The sequence below is a fragment of the Caballeronia sp. SEWSISQ10-4 2 genome, from assembly GCF_030464885.1.
GTDB lineage: Bacteria > Pseudomonadota > Gammaproteobacteria > Burkholderiales > Burkholderiaceae > Caballeronia.
Genome location: NZ_JALPRJ010000018.1, coordinates 57577 through 75287 on the forward strand (window position 1 = coordinate 57577; position 17711 = coordinate 75287).

The window sequence follows — 17711 nt, forward strand, 5'->3', positions numbered from 1 at the left end:
AGTTATTCATGAAATCAGTATTACTAATGTTTTTAAAAAAACGTGCCACGCGATGGAGGCGGTGTTTTTCTGCTGCTAGATCGATGGTCGGCATCACCCCGTTGCTGCTCCTGGCTTCGCCGGCGTATGCACAGCTCTCCCAAGTCAACACGCTGCTCACGACTATCCAGACAACGTTGCTTGGCATCGGAGGCGTCGTGTGCTCGATCTCGATCATCTGGGCTGGTTTCAAGATGATGTTTCAGCACGCACGGTTTGGCGATATCGCGAACGTGTTCATCGGTGGGCTTTTCGTTGGCTGCGCGACGGTCATCGCCGCGATGCTGATTCCGACAACGTAATCCAGGCGAGACGGAAGCGAATCATGAACCCGTTAAAAGATCCCGTGTTCAAGGGCTGTACCAGGCCCGCGATGTTGTGGGGCGTGCCGCTCGTACCTTTCCTGATGATCGGCGGCGGCATGCTGATCCCGGCCATCTGGGCGCTCCTGGCGAGCCCTCCGGTCGGTGTCGCCCTGCTCTTTCTGATCATCCCGGTATTCATCACGATGCGCGCGATGACGCGTCACGACGATCAGCGCCTCGCGCAATGCGCGTTGCGTGTGCGGATGAAGTTCCGGCAGCGCAACTGCGGGTTCTGGGGCGCACACGCTTACGTGCCGGTCCGCCTGAAGAGGAGGGCCTGAGATGCGCGCCGAACCGAAACTTGCAGCGGTGGCGTACCGGGAAGTGCCGCTTGCAGACTTCATTCCCTATTCGACGCATTTGACCGATCACGTGATCAAGACGCGCGAAGGCGATTATCTGCGCATCTGGCGGATCGCGGGCATCGCGTTCGAGGCGGCGGACCCCGCAGATATCCTGGTGCGGCACGAGGGATTCAACCAGCTCGTCCGGGGATTGACCGGCGGTCACGTGGCGCTGTGGTCGCACCGCTTGCGCCGGCGCGTGTCGGATCACTTCGCTACACCCTACGGCGACCGATTCTGCCAGGAACTCGCGACGCGGTATTACGCGAGCTTCGCGGGCTACCGGATGATGGCCAACGAGCTGTACCTGACGCTCGTCTACCGCCCCAACCGAACAAGGCTAGGAAGGATCTTCAGTCAGGTGGCGCGTCGCACGCTCGACGATATCCGCCGGGATCAGCATCATGCCCTGAAGGCGATGGCAGAACTCGCCGCTCAGGTCGAATCGAGCTTGAGGCCCTACGATCCTGTGGCGCTCGGTGTCTATACGAAGCAGATCCAGTACACGCGGCGCCCGTGTAGATTTTCGTCGTCGCTCGAATTCCTCGGTTACCTCGTCAACGCCGTATGGGAGCCGGTGCCGGTGCCCGCGGGGCGGATCCGTGAGGCGTTGCCGACTTCACGTCTTTTTTTCGGCGCGGAGAAGGTCGAGATCCGGATGCCGGCGGCCACTCGTTACGCCGCACTGATCGATCTGAAGGACTACCCGGAGGAGACGGAGCCGGGGATGCTCAACGGACTGCTCTACGGTGACTTCGAGTACATCGAGACGCAGAGCTTCGCCATTCTCGATCGACCGAGCGCCAAGGAAGCGCTCGAGCGGCAGCGCAACCAACTGATTGCCGGCGAGGACGTAGCGGTGTCGCAGGTCGCGTCGATGGATCAGGCCCTCAACGACCTGATCAACGGCGACTTCGTTCTCGGCGAATACCACTATTCGCTCGCGGTGCTAGGCGACGCGGGCGAGGAGGTGGCAAAGCACGTTGCGAAGGCACGTACGCAACTGGCCGATGTTGGATTTCAGACCGCGCTGATCGACCTTGTGTCCGATGCGGCGTGGTTCGCGCAGCTGCCTGGCAACTGGGGCTACCGGCCACGTGAGGCGAAGCTGACCTCGCGCAATTTCTGCGGACTTGGGAGCCTGCATAACTTCGCGACCGGAAAGCGCGACGGTAACCCGTGGGGCGAGGCGATCACGATCGTCAAGACGCCGAGTGGCCAGCCGCTCTATTTGAACTTCCACGCGACGCCCGAGAAAAAGGACTCCGCTGACGAGAAGGCTCTCGCCAACACGCAGATCATCGGCCAGGCGGGTGCGGGCAAAACGGTGCTCGAACTGTTTCTGCTCGCGATGGCGATGAAGTACGGCGTCACTGCCGTGCTCTATGACAAGGACCGCGGCACCGAGATCGCGATCCGCGCGATGGGTGGCGTTTATACGGTGTTCCGTCGTGGTGAACCGACGGGGCTAAATCCGTTCCAGATCGAGCCGAGCGAAACCGTACTCGACTTCTGGGAGCGACTGGTCCGCAAGCTGGTCGACAGCAGTTCGCCTCTGTCTTCCAAGGACGAGATGGATGTCTCGCGCGCAGTGCGGGAAGTGGCCCGGATGGCGAGGCCCCTACGGCGCTTGTCGATGGTGCGCCAGTTGCTTCCGAACGTGGGTGAGAACAGCCTGTACGCGCGGCTTGCCAAGTGGTGCGCTGGCGGCCGACTGGGATGGGTACTCGATAATCCCACCGACCGGCTCGATTTCACCCGGGCGCGTCTCTTTGGATTCGACGATACCGAGCTTCTGGACGATGCGGAAGTGTCGACGCCGGTCACGATGTACTTGCTGCATCTGACTGAAAGCCTCATTGACGGGCGGCGCTTCGTCTATGTGATGACGGAATTCTGGAAGCGGCTCGGGGATCCCGTCTTCACGGATTTCGCGAACAACAAGCAGAAGACGATTCGCAAGCAGAACGGACTTGGCATCTTCGATACGCAGTCGCCAGCCGATGTGCTCAGAAGCGGTATCGCACGCGCGCTTATCGAGCAGACCGCAACCTTCTTCTTTCTGCCGAACCCGCGCGCGGACTACGACGATTACGTGCATGGCTTCAAGCTGACCGAGGCCGAATTCAACATTGTGCGCACTCTCGGCGAGAACAGCCGGCTCTTTCTCGTCAAGCAGGGGCACCGCTCGGCGATCGGCCGGCTGGACCTGGCAGGTCTCGGTGACGTGCTCGACGTGCTGTCGGGAACGACGGACAACGTTGAGCTGCTCGACAGGATTCGCGCACGGGTGGGTGACGCCCCCGAAGACTGGTTGCCCGTCTTCCACGAGGAGCTTGCGAAACGCCGGGTGAAGGAAGCAGGCACGCGCGCGGCTCAGCAGGTGATGGCGCAGCAGGCGACGGTGCAGGTGAGGGGAGGTGCGCAATGAGCGGCCTCTTCACGGCAATCGGCGGGACCCTGGAAAATGGCACGGCTACCTACGTGACGAACGTGTCGGCGGCGCTCTCCAGCGCACTGACGCCGGTCGTGACCACCGCCGTCACGATCTGGATCGTTACCTACGGACTTGCAGTGGTGCGTGGCGAGGCGCATGAATCCGTGCCCGCTTTTACGTGGCGCGCACTGAAGATCGCCATCACGCTCGCGTTTGCGCTCAGTACCGGCTTGTACCAAGGGCAGGTGGTCACGGCGATCAACGGCGCGACGGCGGGGCTCGCCCAGACGATCCAGAACGCGGCCGCCGTGACTGGCGCCGGCAATCCGGGGTGTGGCTCGGTCAACGGCAGCAGCGTGATCGGCGCGAGCGCCACCAGCATCTACCAAACGCTCGACTGTTACGACCAGCAGATCGATCTCGTGATGGACGCCTATTTCGACAAGGCCGCGCACGAAGGACTCGGTTTCAGCATGGTAGCGGCAGCTATTGCCGATTTCGCGTGTGGACTGATCGCGGCGATGGGCGGGGTGATCTTCCTAATCGTGCTCGCGTTCGAGGTGGTGATGGCGAGGATGCTGCTCGATCTCGTCCTCGGGCTTGGCCCGATTTTCATCGCATGCGCCGCATTCGGGCCGACGGCGCGGTTCTTCGAGGCGTGGACTGCAAAGGTCGCCAATTACGCGCTACTGCAGGTGCTGGTCGCTGCCTTTCTCGGCATGGCGCTGACCGCTTTTTCCGCCTATCTCGCGCCACTGCATGTTACCGGCGCCTCCCCCACATCGAATGCTGCGTCGCTGATGTCGGGCGTGACCAATGCGCTGGAGGGATCAGCGGCTGACGTGGCGGCGATCGGCCTCTTCGTTACCGGCGTGTTTTTGGCGATGATCGCCTGGCAGTTGCCGGCCGTCGCGTCCGGGCTTGCCGGAGGCGCAACCCTGTCCGGTTTCGGCGCGTTCGTCGCCGGCGTGACATCCCGACGGCTCGCCAGCGCGCTCGGCCGCGCACTTGCCGGCGGGGGCGGCGGGCCGCGGCCCGGCGGAACGATCCATAACCAGGCGGGTTCCGGCGGGAGCCCGTCCGGGGACCGGTCGATGCCGGCCTATCAGCGGGCTGCCCGGGAACACCTCGGGCAGCAGGACGAGTGAATCACAGGTGATCGCCATGACGAGACCCTTCAGACTCTCCGGCTTTGCGGCGCTGCTCGTGGCAATGGGCGCGGTCGTTGTGCCATCTGTCCACGCGCAGGGCATTCCGGTGTTCGACGCGCAGAACGTCGCACAGGCGATCGCCACGGTGGCGCGACTCGAGCAGCAGGTGCAGCAGGAAATCCAGCTTTACCAGTCGATGAACGGCACCCGAGGGTTCGGTCAACTGCTCGGCGCCCCGGTTCTTGCCAACTCGCTGCCGTCGAACTGGATGAGCGTCTACACCTCGGTCCAGAACGGCGGCTACTCAGGACTGACGGGCAACGCACAGGCGTTGCGCTCGGCAAGCGAGATCTACAACTGCCAGGACCAGAGTGGCGTCGACGAGCAGGTCTGCCAGCGTGCGCTCAACAAGCCGTTTCAGGACAAGGCGTTCGGGATGCAGGCGTATCAGACGGAGTTGCAGGAACTGAACCAGATTCAGAGCCTGATGCAGCAGATCGATGTGACGCAGGACCCGAAGGGCGTCGCGGAATTACAGGCACGCATTCAATCCGAGAGCACGACGGTCGGCAACGAGATGACGAAGCTGCAGCTTTTCAAAATGCTCGCCGACACCGAAGACAAGCTGATCGCCGAACAGCAGAGCGAACTGGTGTTGAGCCGGGCAGGTAACACGACGCGGCTGCAGGACCAGATGGTCCCCGCCACATTCGGGAACTGACGGAGCACAACCGTGAAAGACATTTCCTTGATCATACTGATTTTTGAATTAGTAATACTAATTACATCATGCAGCGGTAATCCACCAAAACCGGTTCTACCGGACGGGTCACACCGCGTTCCGGTGAACCGTGTTCTCCCTCCATCTGGGGCATCGCATGCATCACCGGCGGCATCATCGACTGATGGAGCCGGACCATGAAAACTGGCCACGATTATCGGCGGGTGCTCGACATCGAGGCGTCCCTGTCCGACATGCAGGAGCGTTCGGAGCGACGTGCGTGGCACATCGCGTACGCGGCCGTGGGCCTTGCCTTGCTTTGTTCGACTGCGCTCGCCGTGATGGTTCCCTTCTACCGGGTGGTGCCGTTGCCCATCGAGGTGGACCGGCTCACAGGAGAGGCTCAGATGATCGACGTGCTCGACGCGAAGCACGTTCACCCAAAGGAAATCCAGGACAAGCACTGGGTCGAGGTTTACGTACGCTCGCGCGAGCGCTACGACTGGGGGCTGCTGCAGATGGACTACGACCGCGTGCTCAACATGAGCGACGACACAGTCGCGCGGGATTACCGCCAGATCTATGGCGGTCCCGATGCGCTTGACAGGCAGCTCGGTCCCGGCACCGAGAAGGGTATCCGCATTCTTTCGACGACGTTGCCGCCGGATGAACCCGGGCGCGCGGTGGTGCATATCGAGCGGACGACGCGCAAGAACGGGGTCGACAACGCCGAACCACCGCAGCGCTTCGTCGTAACGCTGGCCTTCATGTACCGGCCGCCTGTGTTCACGCGGGAGAACGTGGCTGTCGAAAACCCGTTCGGCTTCAAGGTGACCGCCTACAGTCGCGATTCTGAGTACACACCACCCGCGCCGCCTGCGTCATCGCCCGTTGTAGGAGGCGTGCGATGAAACCGACTCTCCTTGTAGCAGTGATGCTCGTGCTGGGTTCCGGGGCTGCGAACGCCTATGACCTGCCAGACTGGTCGAGTGACCCGCGCGTGCGGCACGTGTCGTACCGGCCTGACGAAGTCGTGCGCATTGATGCACAGCGTGGGTTCGCCACACACATTGCGCTCGACCCGCACGAACAAATTCTCGTGGTAGCACCTGGCGATAGGGACGGCTGGCAGGTTGTGGCGAGCAAGGGTGATCACGACGTCTATCTGAAGCCGCAGCTCGCGGCGCATGACTCGAACCTCGAGATTCGTACCGACCGGCGCAGTTACAGCTTCGATTTGGTCGTGCTGCCGCTGAGGGTGAGATTTGGCAATGACGAGGAGATGTACCGCGTCACATTCACGTATCCCGACGAGATGCGGACTAAAACCCAAGTCGATGCGGAGCAGGCGTTGGTACAGGCGCGCCTTTCGCAGCCGCCAGTCCTGCGCAACGCCCGGTATTCGATGCAGGTGATGCCGCATTCGGACGATATTGCGCCGACCGCAGCATGGGATGACGGGCGCTTTACCTATATCCGCATCCCGAATAACCGGCGAATTCCCGCGATCTTCCAGGTCGCGGAAGACGATACCGAAAGCGTGGTTGACAGGCACATGGACGGCGACCTGGTGGTCATTCACGAGGTCGCGAAGCGTTTTGTGTTGCGCCTTGGCGATGCAGTAGTGGGGCTGTGGAACGACGCGTACGACATGGACGGCGTGCCGCCGAAAGATGGCACGACGGTCAGCGGGGTGAAACGCGTCCTGCGGAGCAGCGGCCATGAGTAACGATACCACTGGCAACACAATCGAGCAGGATGGCACGCCTCGCGATGGAGGTGACGGCGACAACCGTAATGCTCGCGATGCGCGCACGCCACCGGTGGCTGAGCGCGGCATGCCCGATCTGGGGCAACAGCGAGGTCGTCCGCGGGCATGGTGGTTGACACCGCTCGCAATTGTGGTCGTGGTCGCCGTTGGCGCGGTGTGGACAGTGCACGGGTTTCTCGCGCGTCATGACGCGGCCGCTAAGGCGCGTCGGGATGCGGCGCTCGATCAGCCCTCGCAGGGGCGCGTGTTTGGTGGTGAGGCATTAGTTGGCGCACCTGCGTCGGCAACGAGCGCTGCCAGTGCGGTAACCCCGCATTCGCCGTCGGTGCCAACAGTGGTTGCAAGCCGGCCGCCTGTCGGCACCGCGCACGCTACGTCTGGCCGCAGTTATTACGACGCTCCGCTCCTGGCGGGTGGCGTTGCCAGTGCTGCGGGCAGTTCAACAGGCCCGCTCGACGATGGAGCGATGGCTTCCGCTGGGGCCTCGGCGCCCAATGCCGGTGGGCGCGCACTAGCGGCGGAGCGAGGCCAGGTCGACAGCCCACTGGGGCAGGTGCTGACGCCGACACTGACGCCGCGCGTGAGCGCCGGTCGTCTAGGCAACCGGAGCCTCATCCTCGCGCAGGGTGCCAAGATCGACTGCGCGGGAGATACCGCGTTCGACTCCAGTGAAGCGGGCCTGTCCACCTGCACTGTGACGAAAAACGTCTATTCCGACAATGGACGGGTGGTCCTGATCGAACGCGGCTCGCAGATCAACAGCCAGTACCGCTCGAATCTATCGCCCGGGCAGAGGCGCGTATTCATCCTGTCGGCGCGGATCAAGACACCGAACGGCGTGACAGTTGAGATCGATTCGCCTGCGGCTGATGCGCTCGGACGCATGGGCATCGGCGGATATGTGAACAACCACTGGGGCGAGCGCGTGGGCGCGGCGTTCCTGCTGAGTATCACGCAGGACGCGATCGGCTACCTAGCGACGCGCGGTGGCAACAACAACAGTTCCACGGTCTTCGAGAACACGCAGCAGACCGGCAACGACATGGCTGCTCGCGTGCTCGACAGCACGATCAACATCCCTCCGACGCTTACGCAGAATCAGGGTGCTGAGTTCACGATCGTTGTCGCGCGCGATCTCGATTTCAGCTCCGTCTATGCATTGCAGCCGGAGGCCACCCAATGAATGGGCCTGCGCTGACTGCCAGTTGGGCTGACGAGACCCTGCTCGCGAGGTTGCCGGACGACGCGTCCGTGCGTGAGCTGATGCGCCCGTTCGCATCGCTGCTCGACAATGGAGACGTCACTGAGCTCGTGATCAACCGGCCGCAGCGTGTGCTCACCGAAACGCATCTTGGCTGGCACGCCTTCGACTATCGCGACCTCGATTTCGAGCGCCTGATGTCGTTCGCGGTGGCCATCGCCACGCTCACGAACCAGGAAGTCTCTGCCGAAAATCCGGTGCTCTCGGCGCTGCTGCCCGGCGATGCTCGCATCCAGATTGTGGTGCCCCCGGTCGTTCCGCCACGCACAGTGTCAGTCACGATTCGTCGCCCATCGTCGCGGGAGAAGACGCTCGGTATCTACCGTGCTGAGGGACTCTTTAACCACACTTCGTGGCATCGGCCGGCGGGTCTCGACGATGCCACCAAGGTGTTGCGACCACCGGACCAGCATCTCGTGCGCCGGCTGGATGAGCACGACTTCGCGGCCTTCTTTGAGCTTGCGGTGCTTGCCCGACTGAATATCGTCATCGTCGGCAACACGGGTTCTGGCAAGACGAGCTTCATGAAAACGCTCTGCCAGCATATCCCGGCAAGCGAGCGTGTCGTGACGATCGAGGATGTGCGGGAGCTGTTCATCCGCCACATTGAGAACTGTGTCCATCTCATCTACAGCAAGGGCGGTCACGGGCAGGCTCGCATCACGCCTGCGGACCTGATCGCCTGCACGATGCGCATGCGTCCCGATCGCGTGCTGCTGGCGGAGCTGCGCGGCGCGGAAGCGTACGACTTCCTGAAGTTACTGACCACAGGGCACTCCGGTTCGATTACGAGCTATCACGCATCGAATGCGGCGGTGGCGATCGAGCGCTTTGCCCTAATGGCGAAGGAGCATCCAGAGGCGGCCGCGTATGACGATGCGGCGCTCAAGCGCCTGTTATTTCTGACCATTGACGTGGTCGCCCATATGGAGGCGCAACCGGTGTTCGACGATGCGGGCGTCCAGACTGGCAAACGCTGGTCCATGTCGGAAGTCTGGTTCGATCCGGTACGCAAGTGCCGGACCGAGTTTGAGTGAACGCTCGCGTGAACCTCTGCAGAAGGATGGAGCAGACCATGCAAAATCGCGGTTGGCATTACGTCTATATGGCGGCGAAGACGCTGGCGATTCTCGTAGTCCTGGGCGCGGCGCTTCTGGCCGCGCTCTGGCTCGCGTCATTCTTCCTCTACGCGAGTCTGCGTGTCGATCCGCTGCATTCGGGGATATGGGGCTGGCCGGATGCGGCCCGTGCGTGGCATGACGGCGGGTTGCCGAAAGAAGGCAGGCGGCTTGCCGGCTCGGCAATTTTCGGGTTGCTGGTCGCCTTCGGTGGACCGGGACTTGGGTTGTCCGCATTGTGGAACCGCTCTGGTCATCGCCGTCTCTACGGCAGCGCGCGGTTCGCGAGCGACGCGGAAATCCGTGCGGCGGGGCTGCTATGAGCGCTGTCATCACAGCCAATCCCGGACCGGCCATCGTCGTGGGCGTGTGGCGCGGACGGTACCTGCGTTTTGTGGGCCAGCAGTTCGTGCTGCTCGCGGCTCCGGCGCGTTCGGGAAAGGGTGTCGGTATCGTGATTCCGAACCTGCTGAGCTATCCGGATTCGGCAGTGGTGCTCGACATCAAGCAGGAGAACTACACCATCACGGCTGGCTTCAGGCGTGCCCACGGCCACGCGATCTACCTCTTCAATCCTTTCGCCGAGGATGGGCGAACGCACCGCTACAACCCGTTGTCGGCCATTTCGGACGGGGCGTTTCGCGTGGGTGACGTTCTCGCGATCGGCTACGCCCTCTATCCGGTTGGCGGCCATGACGATTTCTGGAAGGACCAGGCGCGCAATCTTTTTCTGGGCATCGTGCTGCTGCTGTGCGAATGGCAGGACGCGCGGCGTGCCGGTAAGTCAGAGATCCCAGACTATCCCGTCACCATGGGAGAGGTCCTGAGGCAGTCATCAGGCAACGGCATGCCCGTGAAGGCGTATCTGCAAAAGGCGCTGCTGCAGCATCGCTATCTCCTCACGGGTCCATGCGTCGATGCGCTGAACCGGTTTCTCGCGAATGACGACAAAGTACTGGCGAGCATCCTCGCAACCTTCAATGCGCCGCTCACGATCTGGGCCAACCCGATCGTTGATGCTGCGACGAGCACAAACGATTTCGACCTACGGGACGTCCGCAAACGGCGCATGACAGTCTATATCGGCATCACGCCGGACCATTTGACGGAGTCGTCGCTGCTCGTCAATCTGGTGTTCTCCCAGCTCGTCAATCTCAACACCAAGCAGTTGCCGCAGGACAACCCGGCGCTGAAATTCCAGTGCCTGCTGCTCATGGACGAATTCACCGCGATCGGCAAAATTCACATCATCGCGCGCGCAGTCGCGTATATGGCCGGCTACAACCTTCGCATGCTCTCAATCGTGCAGTCGGTCTCGCAACTGGAGTCGGTCTATGGCCGTGCCGATGCCCGCACGTTCGTCACCAACCACGCGATGCAGATTCTGTACGCGCCGCGTGAGCAGAAGGACGCCAACGAGTATTCCGAGATGTTGGGCACCTTCACCGACAAGGCGCGCAGCGTGAGTCGCTCCAACGCCATCCTCGGCGGTCGCAGTGGTTCGAGCGAGAGCGTCTCCGAGCAACGTCGACCGTTGCTGCTGCCGCAGGAACTGAAGGAGCTTGGCCGGGAGAAGGAGATCATCCTGCTCGAGAACACCAAGCCGATCCTGGCCGACAAGATCTGCTACTGGCGCGACCCCGTCTTCACGTCACGGCTTGCCGTAGCGCCCCGGGTCTCAGCGATGGACCTCGTACGCTTCGGTGCTCAGGTCGAGCGGCGCGTGCGCGAACTCAGAGCGGACGAAATCGAAGCGGATGCGTCAGGACTGATCCATGTGCCGGTCGAGTATCTGGAGGTGTTGCAGGCATGGGATCCGCGAGATCTGCCTTCGCGGCTTGCCGACATCAGCGAGGACGAGGTGAGCGCGTACGTTGAGCGGCACTTCATGCTGCTTGGCGTTCCGGTTGACCGGATCAGGCAGGCAAGGCGAAGGCTGTCTGTGGAGGATCTGGACGTGACGGAACTCAGGTCGCCTTCCAGGTCAAGAAACCACTGGGCAATCAGCAAGGCAGCGGGCGGGAACGTACGCCCCGGAGGGAGTCGCCGCGCCATTCGCCCGGTTGACCCGTTCGGGAACTCAAACGTTGCACCGTTACGCGGAGAGCATCGATGACCACGCGGTCCGTTGACGAGGCCGCTCGTGCGCGCGCCGCGCTTGCTGTGATTCCTTCGGAAAACTACACAACGTGGGTTGATATGGCGTTCGCGCTCAAGCAGGGATTCGGTGATGCGGGCTATGACATCTGGGATGAGTGGAGCCGCAGGGCGCACAACTACAGCGAGCGCGCTGCACGTGTGACGTGGCGCTCGGCCAGCGCATCGGGAGGCAAGACGCTTGCGTCGCTTTTCTGGCTGGCGGAGCAGCACGGCTTCGATCTGAAAGGGACGAGAGTGCCGGGTGCTGTTGCGAATGGCCTGATGGGTCCCGACCGGGAGACGCTGGAGCGTCGTGCGCAGGAAGCTGACCGCGACGAACGGAAGGTGCGTGCTCGCCACGCCGTAGTGGCCCATGAGGCGGCGTCAATCTGGCTATGGGCGCGACCCGTCGGACCAGAGCATCCGTATCTGACGCGCAAGCAGCTCAAATCGACAGAGATGTTGCGAGAACTGGAAGCAATCGAACTGCGGACACTCCTCGGCTATGAGGCGTCGAGCGAGGAAGAGATCCTCACGGGCCGAGTGCTGATTGTACCCGTATGGAGGGGCGCCATCCTGTCGACGCTTGAGCTTATCGATGAACACGGGCGTAAATCGTCGCTCGCCGGAGGCGTGAAGAAGGGCGGGTACTGGATGACGCGGCCTGAACCGGTAACCGGCGAAACAGCTTCTCCAATGCTGATCGGAGAAGGGATGGCGACGGTGCTGTCTGCGCACCGGGCAACCGGATGGTTCGCGGCGGCAGCACTATCGAGCGGCAATCTCAGCGAGGTTGCCGGCATCCTGCGCGAACGGTTTCCTGATGCCGAGCTGATCGTCATCGGCGATCTCGGCCATGGTGAGGAATCTGCGCGCCAAGCAGCCAGGCACGTTGCAGCGCAGCTTGCCCTTCCTGTGTTTGCACCGCAGGCGCTGATCGAAGGTTCCCGGCCGACTGACTTCAACGACATGGCAGTGCTGTCGGGCACGGACGCCGTACGTCGTCTGTTGCGGGACGTGGCGTTTCGCGAGGTCGTGACCGCGGACGTGACTCCCGAACCAGACCCGATCCCTTCCGCCGAAGCGAAGGCGGATGAACAAAAGGAGGGAGGTGAAATGGGCCGAGTGAAAGAGGAAATGGTGGACGACGCCGGCAGCATGAGACGTCGTAAGGCGGCGCCGACGAAGGTCGCGCAGGAAGTAGCGGAGGTGTCCCTGGCGACGCCAGTCTCGCAGGGCGGACAAGTCCCAGAGGCATCTGAGGGGAGCCCCCCGACGGATCCACCGAAGGCGGCGGGGACTCGCCGGGAGATTGGCAAAGCGCTATACGGGCTTGATGGCGTCCCGCAGGAGATAAAGACGCTCGCGCAGCAGCGGTTCGGCGTGCAGATCCGCATGGCGACGCCACGTGAAAACGGCGGACCGTACCGCGGCGAGGTCATCAACACGGAGCGCTATCTGATTCAGGAGGTGGCGACACGCAGTGTCGTATTTCATGTAAAGGACCGGATGGAATTCGTTTCGGACCGGCTGAAATGGATGGACGAGAACCAGAGGTTGAACGGCGCGGAGGTGCAGATCGGATACGACGGTGATCGTCCGAAGGTGTATCCGTGGGACCGCGTGCGTGACCAGCTCGAACGCACCGTGGCGTCGCTGAAGAAATCGGCGCGCGAGGTCGGTTTTGGCGCGGACCTCGACGGCACCCTCGACCAGTTGCAGGCAAGTTCATGGACACGGATCCGGGAGGTGCGTGCCGCGGCGCTCGCGCAGTTGAAGGAACGGGCTCTCCGCGAACCGAAGAATGAGCCTGACCGATAAGGACTCTGCGGCGGGCAACGAGACAATTGGCCGGGGCTAAACGAGTACGAGGCCTTACCATGACTGACAACGCTTCCACCTCTTCCGGAAATGCTGCGCAGCAGGATCCGGTGATCAACGTGATCGAGCAAGATCCGCCGATACTCGACGCCGCAGGCGCCGAAGCGGGCGACCACGGGCGCGCCGGCAATCTTGACCAGGCGGCACGGGATGCCGTGGCGGCTCGCCGACGACGTGAGTTCGATGCAGCGCGCGCCCGGCTGCGCGAGCAGGCCATGAGCGATGATCCAGGACAGCCGCAGCGCGGCGGCCCGCAGGCGACATCGGCTGACTATGTGCGCGCAGGGGATGCTGCATGGGCACCCCTCGGTGACGCACCGGAGCGGGTGCGCAAGCGCTACCTGCGCGCGGGCAACCAGTACTTTCTGAAGGATGCACCGTACCAGCTCGCGTTCGAGGATCTCGGTCCCTACCTCGTCACCGAGCACAACCGGTCCGACGTGGTGGAGTCGATGGTCGACATGGTGCAGGCGAAATCGTGGCAGCGCATCCGCGTGTCGGGTCATGAAGCGTTTCGCCGCGAGACGTGGTTGCAGGCGACGCTCCTCGGCATCCGGGTGAGCGGCTATGAACCGAAGACAGCAGACCTCGCCCGACTCAGCGAGGGGCGTCGCGAACATCTGAACAACCGTATCGAAGGCAGTGGGGAGTTGCCGGATGCCGGTACCGGTGGCCGGGCGGATGGCGCGGCCGTGCCCCAGCAGTCCTCATCGCACGCGCCGCCCGTGCCGCCTGCACCGCAGGTAGGTGATTCCGGCCGCGTGCGCGCAGAACTGCCCGTCGCGGCGATTGCGGCGGCGACAACAGCATCGCCGCGCGAAGCCAACGATAGAGGCAACGCGCCCGATGATATAGCCGACTCTCCACGGTACAGCGGCGAGTTGGTCGAGCACGGTGGTGCGCCGTACCAGCACAATCCGGCACGAAGCGAATCCTACTATGTCGTGTATCGGGATCATGTCGGCGCGGACCACGTGATATGGGGCGTGGATCTTGAGCGCGCGGTCGCGGAGTCCGGAGCCAGGCTCGGAGAGCGCGTCACGCTGGAGAACCTCGGCAAGCGCTGGGTGACCGTTGAGATACCAGTGGTAGACGCCACAGGCCAAGTGATCGGTCAGGACGAAAAGGAGGTTTACCGCAACACCTGGCAGATCGATGTCGAGCGTCTAGAGCGGTCACGATCGGTGCAATCGACGACCCGCGACGGGGCTGCCGACAGAGCACAGGAGGGCATCGCGTCAGGGGTGCCCCGCGCGCCGACGCGCGCACCGCGGCACAGCCGCAGCGAGGAGTCGGTGGACGCGCAGCGCGCGATTCAACTGGCGGTGGTCGTTGCCGCGATGCGTGCGCAGGGATTTAGCGAACGGTCGATTTCCCGTGTGGAGGAGCACGCCAGCCGGATGATCGATGCATTTCAGGCCGAAGGCGTTCGGGTCCCAACGCCGAAGGTTTTTGATCCGAAGGCTCCGTCCGCACGAGCCCGCCATATCAGGAGCGCACCGGATCGCGCCGCAAACCGTGAGATCGAGTGCGCACCGTCTGAACCGTCTGCGCCGCCGCTATGAGGGTAAGCCGTGAGAGCTCGCGCGCGTCTTTGCATTGAGTTGGGAGAGGCGAGGCCCCGCTGGGACCGATGGTGCGCGCAGCACGGTGTGACGCCTGCGGAGGGCGTGCGACAACTGATTCTTGACGCCATGCTGGGTGATGCCGCTTTGGACGACGCGGCGGCAGAATCTTCCGTGCGTTGGACGCTCGTTGGGGAACATCGGGAGCGCGTCGAAATCCGGTTGACCACGACCGAACTGATGGCAGTGGAGCAGCGTGCCGCCGCGTCGGGATTCAGCGGGAATCGATGGATCGTTGCGCTGATTCGTGCGCATATCATAGGCGAGCCACAGTTCGGCGAACGAGAAATGATGCTGCTCGCGACATCGAACCAGCAACTTGCGTCGATTGGCAGGCTGCTGGGTGACATCGCCCGGGACGGTGCGCGGATGGCTGAAAACACCGACGTCGTCGACCGGCAGCAACTCGCAGGAGTGAAGAAAGAGCTTGATGCCCATCTACGTGCGGTGGCCGTGCTTGTGCGTGCCAACCTCGATCGCTGGAGCCGATAGCGTGCCGTATCCGAAAATCTACATCGATGCGATGCTTCTTAACTGGGGTGATCGACTCTTTAGTGAGCCGCTGAAACACGTTGGCGCGCCCCGATTGTCTCGCGCGCGGCTTGCTGATGAGGCAGCGCGTATGCGTGCGCAGCTCGCACGGACGCTCAAGCGCACGCCAGAAGTAATGGTCAAGATCACCAACAAGGCGTCGAGCGCGCAGGGTATGGGCGCGGTCCGCCGGCACTTGCGCTACATCTCGCGCAACGGCAGGGTTGAGCTTGAGGATCAAGACGGGCAGGCCATCGTCGGCGCGGATGCATTGCGTGATCTCGCCGATGCGTGGCAACTGGGCGGTTGGGGCGTCCCCGAAAAGAGTGCGCGGCGCGAGGTGTTCAATATTCTGCTGTCAATGCCACCGGGTACGGACCGTAGGGCCGTGCGTGAAGCGGCGAGGGATTTTGCATCCCTGGAGTTTGGCGATGGCCGTGCATACGTGTTTGCCGCACATGATGACGAGGCACACCCGCACGTGCATTTGAGCGTGCAGGTCAGAGGGCCGGATGGCCGGCGGTTGAACCCGCGCAAGCGCGATCTGCAGCGCTGGCGGAAGCAGTTTGCCGAAGAGTTGCGCGCGCACGGCGTGGAGGCGAACGCGACATCGCGGCTTACACGGGGGACGACCCAGCGGTACGCTAAGCAGGCGGTCGTGCATATGGCCGCGCGTGGGGAGGCACCCCGCTACTGGCGGGCCGTCGCCGACGACACCCGGCGGCGTACTGGGTGGCAAGCTCAGGGCGGCGTGTTTGCAGCGTGGCGCGAGGTAGCGCAGGCGATGGCGACCTCGCGCTCGCTTGAGGACCGGAAGATGGCGATTGAGGCCGCGAATTTCGTGTGGGCAATGCCCGTTCAGCGGGACAGACCCGACCCGGGACGTCCGCACACGGCATCGCGCGAGCCTCCAGACCGGTCAGCGCCCGATCATGGTCCGGAGTCCGAGGAGTCGGACCCTCCCCTGGAGCGCTGACGCGCAAGGAAGGTTCTCATGGCTACACCGATCGTTCCATGGAGTGGCGGCAAGTGGCGCCTCGTGGACATCCTGATTCCGCGGTTTCCGCTGAACGGCTGTTACGGCGAGGTGTTCGCTGAAGCGGCTGCGATTTTTCTATACGGACGCTGGCCGGTGCAGAAGCGATGAACAGCGTGAACGACAATCTCATAGATCGCCATCGCGGGGCACAGCATCATCTGGAAGAATTTGTGCGCTGTTCGAATTCGAGCGGTATGAGCTAATGGCCGGAGCGGTGAAGGCGCTGAAGGGCAGGAGATTGTGACATTGAACGATCTTCCGAATTCCGAATTCTCTTCACCAACATTGAGGGAGCGGGCGGACCGCCAGTACACCGTGGGCGGACCGGAAAACCTGTCTGCGCGTTCCGACCCGATCATCTATAGCTGCGGCCGTCAGATCGATCCGGAGAGACTCTCTGCGGAACAGCACTGATGCGGAGCGCAATGGTCCGGGTGTCTGACCATCATTGCTGATGGCGCAAGGCTAATGGTTGACGATGTACACGGGGCGGGTATCCATCAGCATCATGAATTGGCAGAACATGAAGACAATAAGCACTGGAATTCCTATCCATGCCAGCGACCAAAATAGCCACATCTGAATCGCAGAGCCACCGATACCATAGAGCAGATTGGTATTCCGGAAATTGAGGTATACGAGCCAGATCGCGATCGCGAAGCCTACCGCAATCAGGACGAGTCCATTGAGCGTGTCGCCGTGCTGACGTGCAGCCGCGTCGTACCAGTAGGCACCGAACATCATGAGGTTGAAGCCGACGGCGGCGCGCCAGAAGGCCTGCCTCGTAAAAAACGCGTGACCGAATTTCCGATAGCAGTGGTTGTTAAACCAATTGAAGCCCTTCAGGATACCGACAAGAGCACTCGTGACGATCACGAGTTTCAGAATCAGCATTGTTTCCTCCTTAATCTGCGGGTGTCCCCTTTGTCGTGGGTGGTCATCGCAGATGCAAGTAAAGAGATGCCTGCCTTCAACCGAATATTAATAATATATTCGGTTATTTTCCGAATGCAACCACTTTACGTGCTGAGAAATTCGGGGCAATTCGGCACGTTGGCTTAACCATTGCCGTGAGCCGAACTGTGAGATAGCGCAAGAAGGGCGTCGTGTGTTTATCCGGGCGCTCACCGACGTCACGGCTGGCGAGGAGTTGTTCATCGACTATCTACTCGAAATCAAAGGCCGGCAACACGGCGGCATTGATAGGTTGTTGGGTCGGTCATCCATTAAGCGGCGATCGTCAAGATGTCTATAATCTGCATTTCTAGGACATTGATGTCCGGGCCGAT

Annotated in this window: 18 protein-coding genes and 1 pseudogene; 18 read left to right on the forward strand and 1 reads right to left on the reverse strand. The window is 62.3% G+C overall.

Going from position 1 to position 17711, the window contains the following annotated elements; genetic code table 11:
• Positions 1-8: 8 nt before the first annotated feature.
• The 17 genes from M0D69_RS14490 (at position 9) to M0D69_RS14570 (ending at position 16836) form a co-directional block, all read left to right on the forward strand.
• Positions 9-341, forward strand: coding sequence for a TrbC/VirB2 family protein (locus M0D69_RS14490; RefSeq protein WP_301782667.1), 333 nt, complete (start codon positions 9-11; stop codon positions 339-341).
• A 23-nt stretch (positions 342-364) separates the two neighbouring features.
• Positions 365-685 (forward strand): type IV secretion system protein VirB3, encoded by a 321-nt coding sequence (locus tag M0D69_RS14495; RefSeq protein WP_301782668.1) that lies wholly within the window; start codon positions 365-367, stop codon positions 683-685.
• A gap of 1 nt (position 686) precedes the next feature.
• The gene (locus M0D69_RS14500) at positions 687-3179 is read left to right on the forward strand and encodes a VirB4 family type IV secretion/conjugal transfer ATPase (RefSeq protein ID WP_301782669.1); all 2493 of its coding nucleotides are present in this window, start codon (positions 687-689) and stop codon (positions 3177-3179) included.
• Positions 3176-4333 (forward strand): type IV secretion system protein, encoded by a 1158-nt coding sequence (locus M0D69_RS14505; protein WP_301782670.1) that lies wholly within the window; start codon positions 3176-3178, stop codon positions 4331-4333. Before M0D69_RS14500 ends, M0D69_RS14505 begins: the two co-directional genes overlap by 4 nt.
• A gap of 64 nt (positions 4334-4397) precedes the next feature.
• Entirely contained in the window at positions 4398-5057 is a 660-nt protein-coding gene (virB5, locus tag M0D69_RS14510) for a P-type DNA transfer protein VirB5 (RefSeq protein ID WP_301782726.1), read from the forward strand.
• A 197-nt stretch (positions 5058-5254) separates the two neighbouring features.
• Complete coding sequence (locus tag M0D69_RS14515) at positions 5255-5968, forward strand: virB8 family protein (RefSeq protein ID WP_301782671.1); 714 nt, start codon at positions 5255-5257, stop codon at positions 5966-5968.
• Positions 5965-6786 carry a TrbG/VirB9 family P-type conjugative transfer protein gene (locus tag M0D69_RS14520; RefSeq protein WP_301782672.1) on the forward strand — a complete coding sequence of 274 codons (822 nt, stop codon included), beginning with the start codon at positions 5965-5967 and terminating at the stop codon, positions 6784-6786. The genes M0D69_RS14515 and M0D69_RS14520 overlap by 4 nt, the downstream gene beginning before the upstream one ends.
• Positions 6779-8011 (forward strand): type IV secretion system protein VirB10, encoded by a 1233-nt coding sequence (virB10, locus tag M0D69_RS14525; RefSeq protein ID WP_301782673.1) that lies wholly within the window; start codon positions 6779-6781, stop codon positions 8009-8011. Before M0D69_RS14520 ends, virB10 begins: the two co-directional genes overlap by 8 nt.
• Positions 8008-9126 (forward strand): P-type DNA transfer ATPase VirB11, encoded by a 1119-nt coding sequence (gene virB11, locus M0D69_RS14530; RefSeq protein ID WP_301782674.1) that lies wholly within the window; start codon positions 8008-8010, stop codon positions 9124-9126. Before virB10 ends, virB11 begins: the two co-directional genes overlap by 4 nt.
• 38 nt (positions 9127-9164) lie before the next feature.
• Positions 9165-9530, forward strand: a complete 366-nt coding sequence (locus M0D69_RS14535) for a hypothetical protein (RefSeq protein WP_301782675.1) — start codon at positions 9165-9167, stop codon at positions 9528-9530.
• Entirely contained in the window at positions 9527-11323 is a 1797-nt protein-coding gene (locus M0D69_RS14540) for a type IV secretory system conjugative DNA transfer family protein (RefSeq protein WP_301782676.1), read from the forward strand. The genes M0D69_RS14535 and M0D69_RS14540 overlap by 4 nt, the downstream gene beginning before the upstream one ends.
• Entirely contained in the window at positions 11320-13167 is a 1848-nt protein-coding gene (locus M0D69_RS14545; protein ID WP_301782677.1) for a PriCT-2 domain-containing protein, read from the forward strand. Before M0D69_RS14540 ends, M0D69_RS14545 begins: the two co-directional genes overlap by 4 nt.
• Before the next feature lie 59 nt (positions 13168-13226).
• Positions 13227-14792: an LPD7 domain-containing protein gene (locus M0D69_RS14550; protein WP_301782678.1), complete on the forward strand. Its 1566-nt coding sequence runs from the start codon at positions 13227-13229 to the stop codon at positions 14790-14792.
• A 105-nt stretch (positions 14793-14897) separates the two neighbouring features.
• Entirely contained in the window at positions 14898-15344 is a 447-nt protein-coding gene (locus M0D69_RS14555) for a plasmid stabilization protein (protein ID WP_367619713.1), read from the forward strand.
• Position 15345: 1 nt separating this feature from the next.
• Entirely contained in the window at positions 15346-16359 is a 1014-nt protein-coding gene (locus M0D69_RS14560; RefSeq protein ID WP_301782680.1) for a relaxase/mobilization nuclease domain-containing protein, read from the forward strand.
• An 18-nt stretch (positions 16360-16377) separates the two neighbouring features.
• Positions 16378-16530, forward strand: a complete 153-nt coding sequence (locus tag M0D69_RS14565) for a hypothetical protein (RefSeq protein WP_301782681.1) — start codon at positions 16378-16380, stop codon at positions 16528-16530.
• A gap of 138 nt (positions 16531-16668) precedes the next feature.
• Entirely contained in the window at positions 16669-16836 is a 168-nt protein-coding gene (locus tag M0D69_RS14570; protein ID WP_301782682.1) for a hypothetical protein, read from the forward strand.
• A 51-nt stretch (positions 16837-16887) separates the two neighbouring features.
• On the opposite strand, the gene M0D69_RS14575 is transcribed toward M0D69_RS14570, so the two are convergent.
• Positions 16888-17316 (reverse strand): hypothetical protein, encoded by a 429-nt coding sequence (locus M0D69_RS14575; RefSeq protein WP_301782683.1) that lies wholly within the window; start codon positions 17314-17316, stop codon positions 16888-16890.
• Positions 17317-17461: 145 nt separating this feature from the next.
• On the opposite strand from M0D69_RS14575, the pseudogene M0D69_RS14580 reads away from it, so the two are divergent.
• Positions 17462-17611: pseudogene (locus M0D69_RS14580) on the forward strand (SET domain-containing protein-lysine N-methyltransferase); the annotation flags it as partial.
• Positions 17612-17711 lie beyond the last annotated feature (100 nt).

Bases quoted from the DNA above. Each gene is read 5' to 3' on its own strand.
- M0D69_RS14500 (WP_301782669.1), top strand. From the start codon at position 687: ATGCGCGCCGAACCGAAACTTGCAGCGGTGGCGTACCGGGAAGTGCCG.
- M0D69_RS14515 (WP_301782671.1), top strand. From the start codon at position 5,255: ATGAAAACTGGCCACGATTATCGGCGGGTGCTCGACATCGAGGCGTCC.
- M0D69_RS14550 (WP_301782678.1), top strand. From the start codon at position 13,227: ATGACTGACAACGCTTCCACCTCTTCCGGAAATGCTGCGCAGCAGGAT.
- M0D69_RS14505 (WP_301782670.1), top strand. From the start codon at position 3,176: ATGAGCGGCCTCTTCACGGCAATCGGCGGGACCCTGGAAAATGGCACG.
- M0D69_RS14520 (WP_301782672.1), top strand. From the start codon at position 5,965: ATGAAACCGACTCTCCTTGTAGCAGTGATGCTCGTGCTGGGTTCCGGG.
- M0D69_RS14535 (WP_301782675.1), top strand. From the start codon at position 9,165: ATGCAAAATCGCGGTTGGCATTACGTCTATATGGCGGCGAAGACGCTG.
- virB10 (WP_301782673.1), top strand. From the start codon at position 6,779: ATGAGTAACGATACCACTGGCAACACAATCGAGCAGGATGGCACGCCT.
- M0D69_RS14565 (WP_301782681.1), top strand. From the start codon at position 16,378: ATGGCTACACCGATCGTTCCATGGAGTGGCGGCAAGTGGCGCCTCGTG.
- M0D69_RS14575 (WP_301782683.1), bottom strand. From the start codon at position 17,316: ATGCTGATTCTGAAACTCGTGATCGTCACGAGTGCTCTTGTCGGTATC.
- virB11 (WP_301782674.1), top strand. From the start codon at position 8,008: ATGAATGGGCCTGCGCTGACTGCCAGTTGGGCTGACGAGACCCTGCTC.
- M0D69_RS14490 (WP_301782667.1), top strand. From the start codon at position 9: ATGAAATCAGTATTACTAATGTTTTTAAAAAAACGTGCCACGCGATGG.
- virB5 (WP_301782726.1), top strand. From the start codon at position 4,398: ATGGGCGCGGTCGTTGTGCCATCTGTCCACGCGCAGGGCATTCCGGTG.
- M0D69_RS14495 (WP_301782668.1), top strand. From the start codon at position 365: ATGAACCCGTTAAAAGATCCCGTGTTCAAGGGCTGTACCAGGCCCGCG.
- M0D69_RS14540 (WP_301782676.1), top strand. From the start codon at position 9,527: ATGAGCGCTGTCATCACAGCCAATCCCGGACCGGCCATCGTCGTGGGC.
- M0D69_RS14545 (WP_301782677.1), top strand. From the start codon at position 11,320: ATGACCACGCGGTCCGTTGACGAGGCCGCTCGTGCGCGCGCCGCGCTT.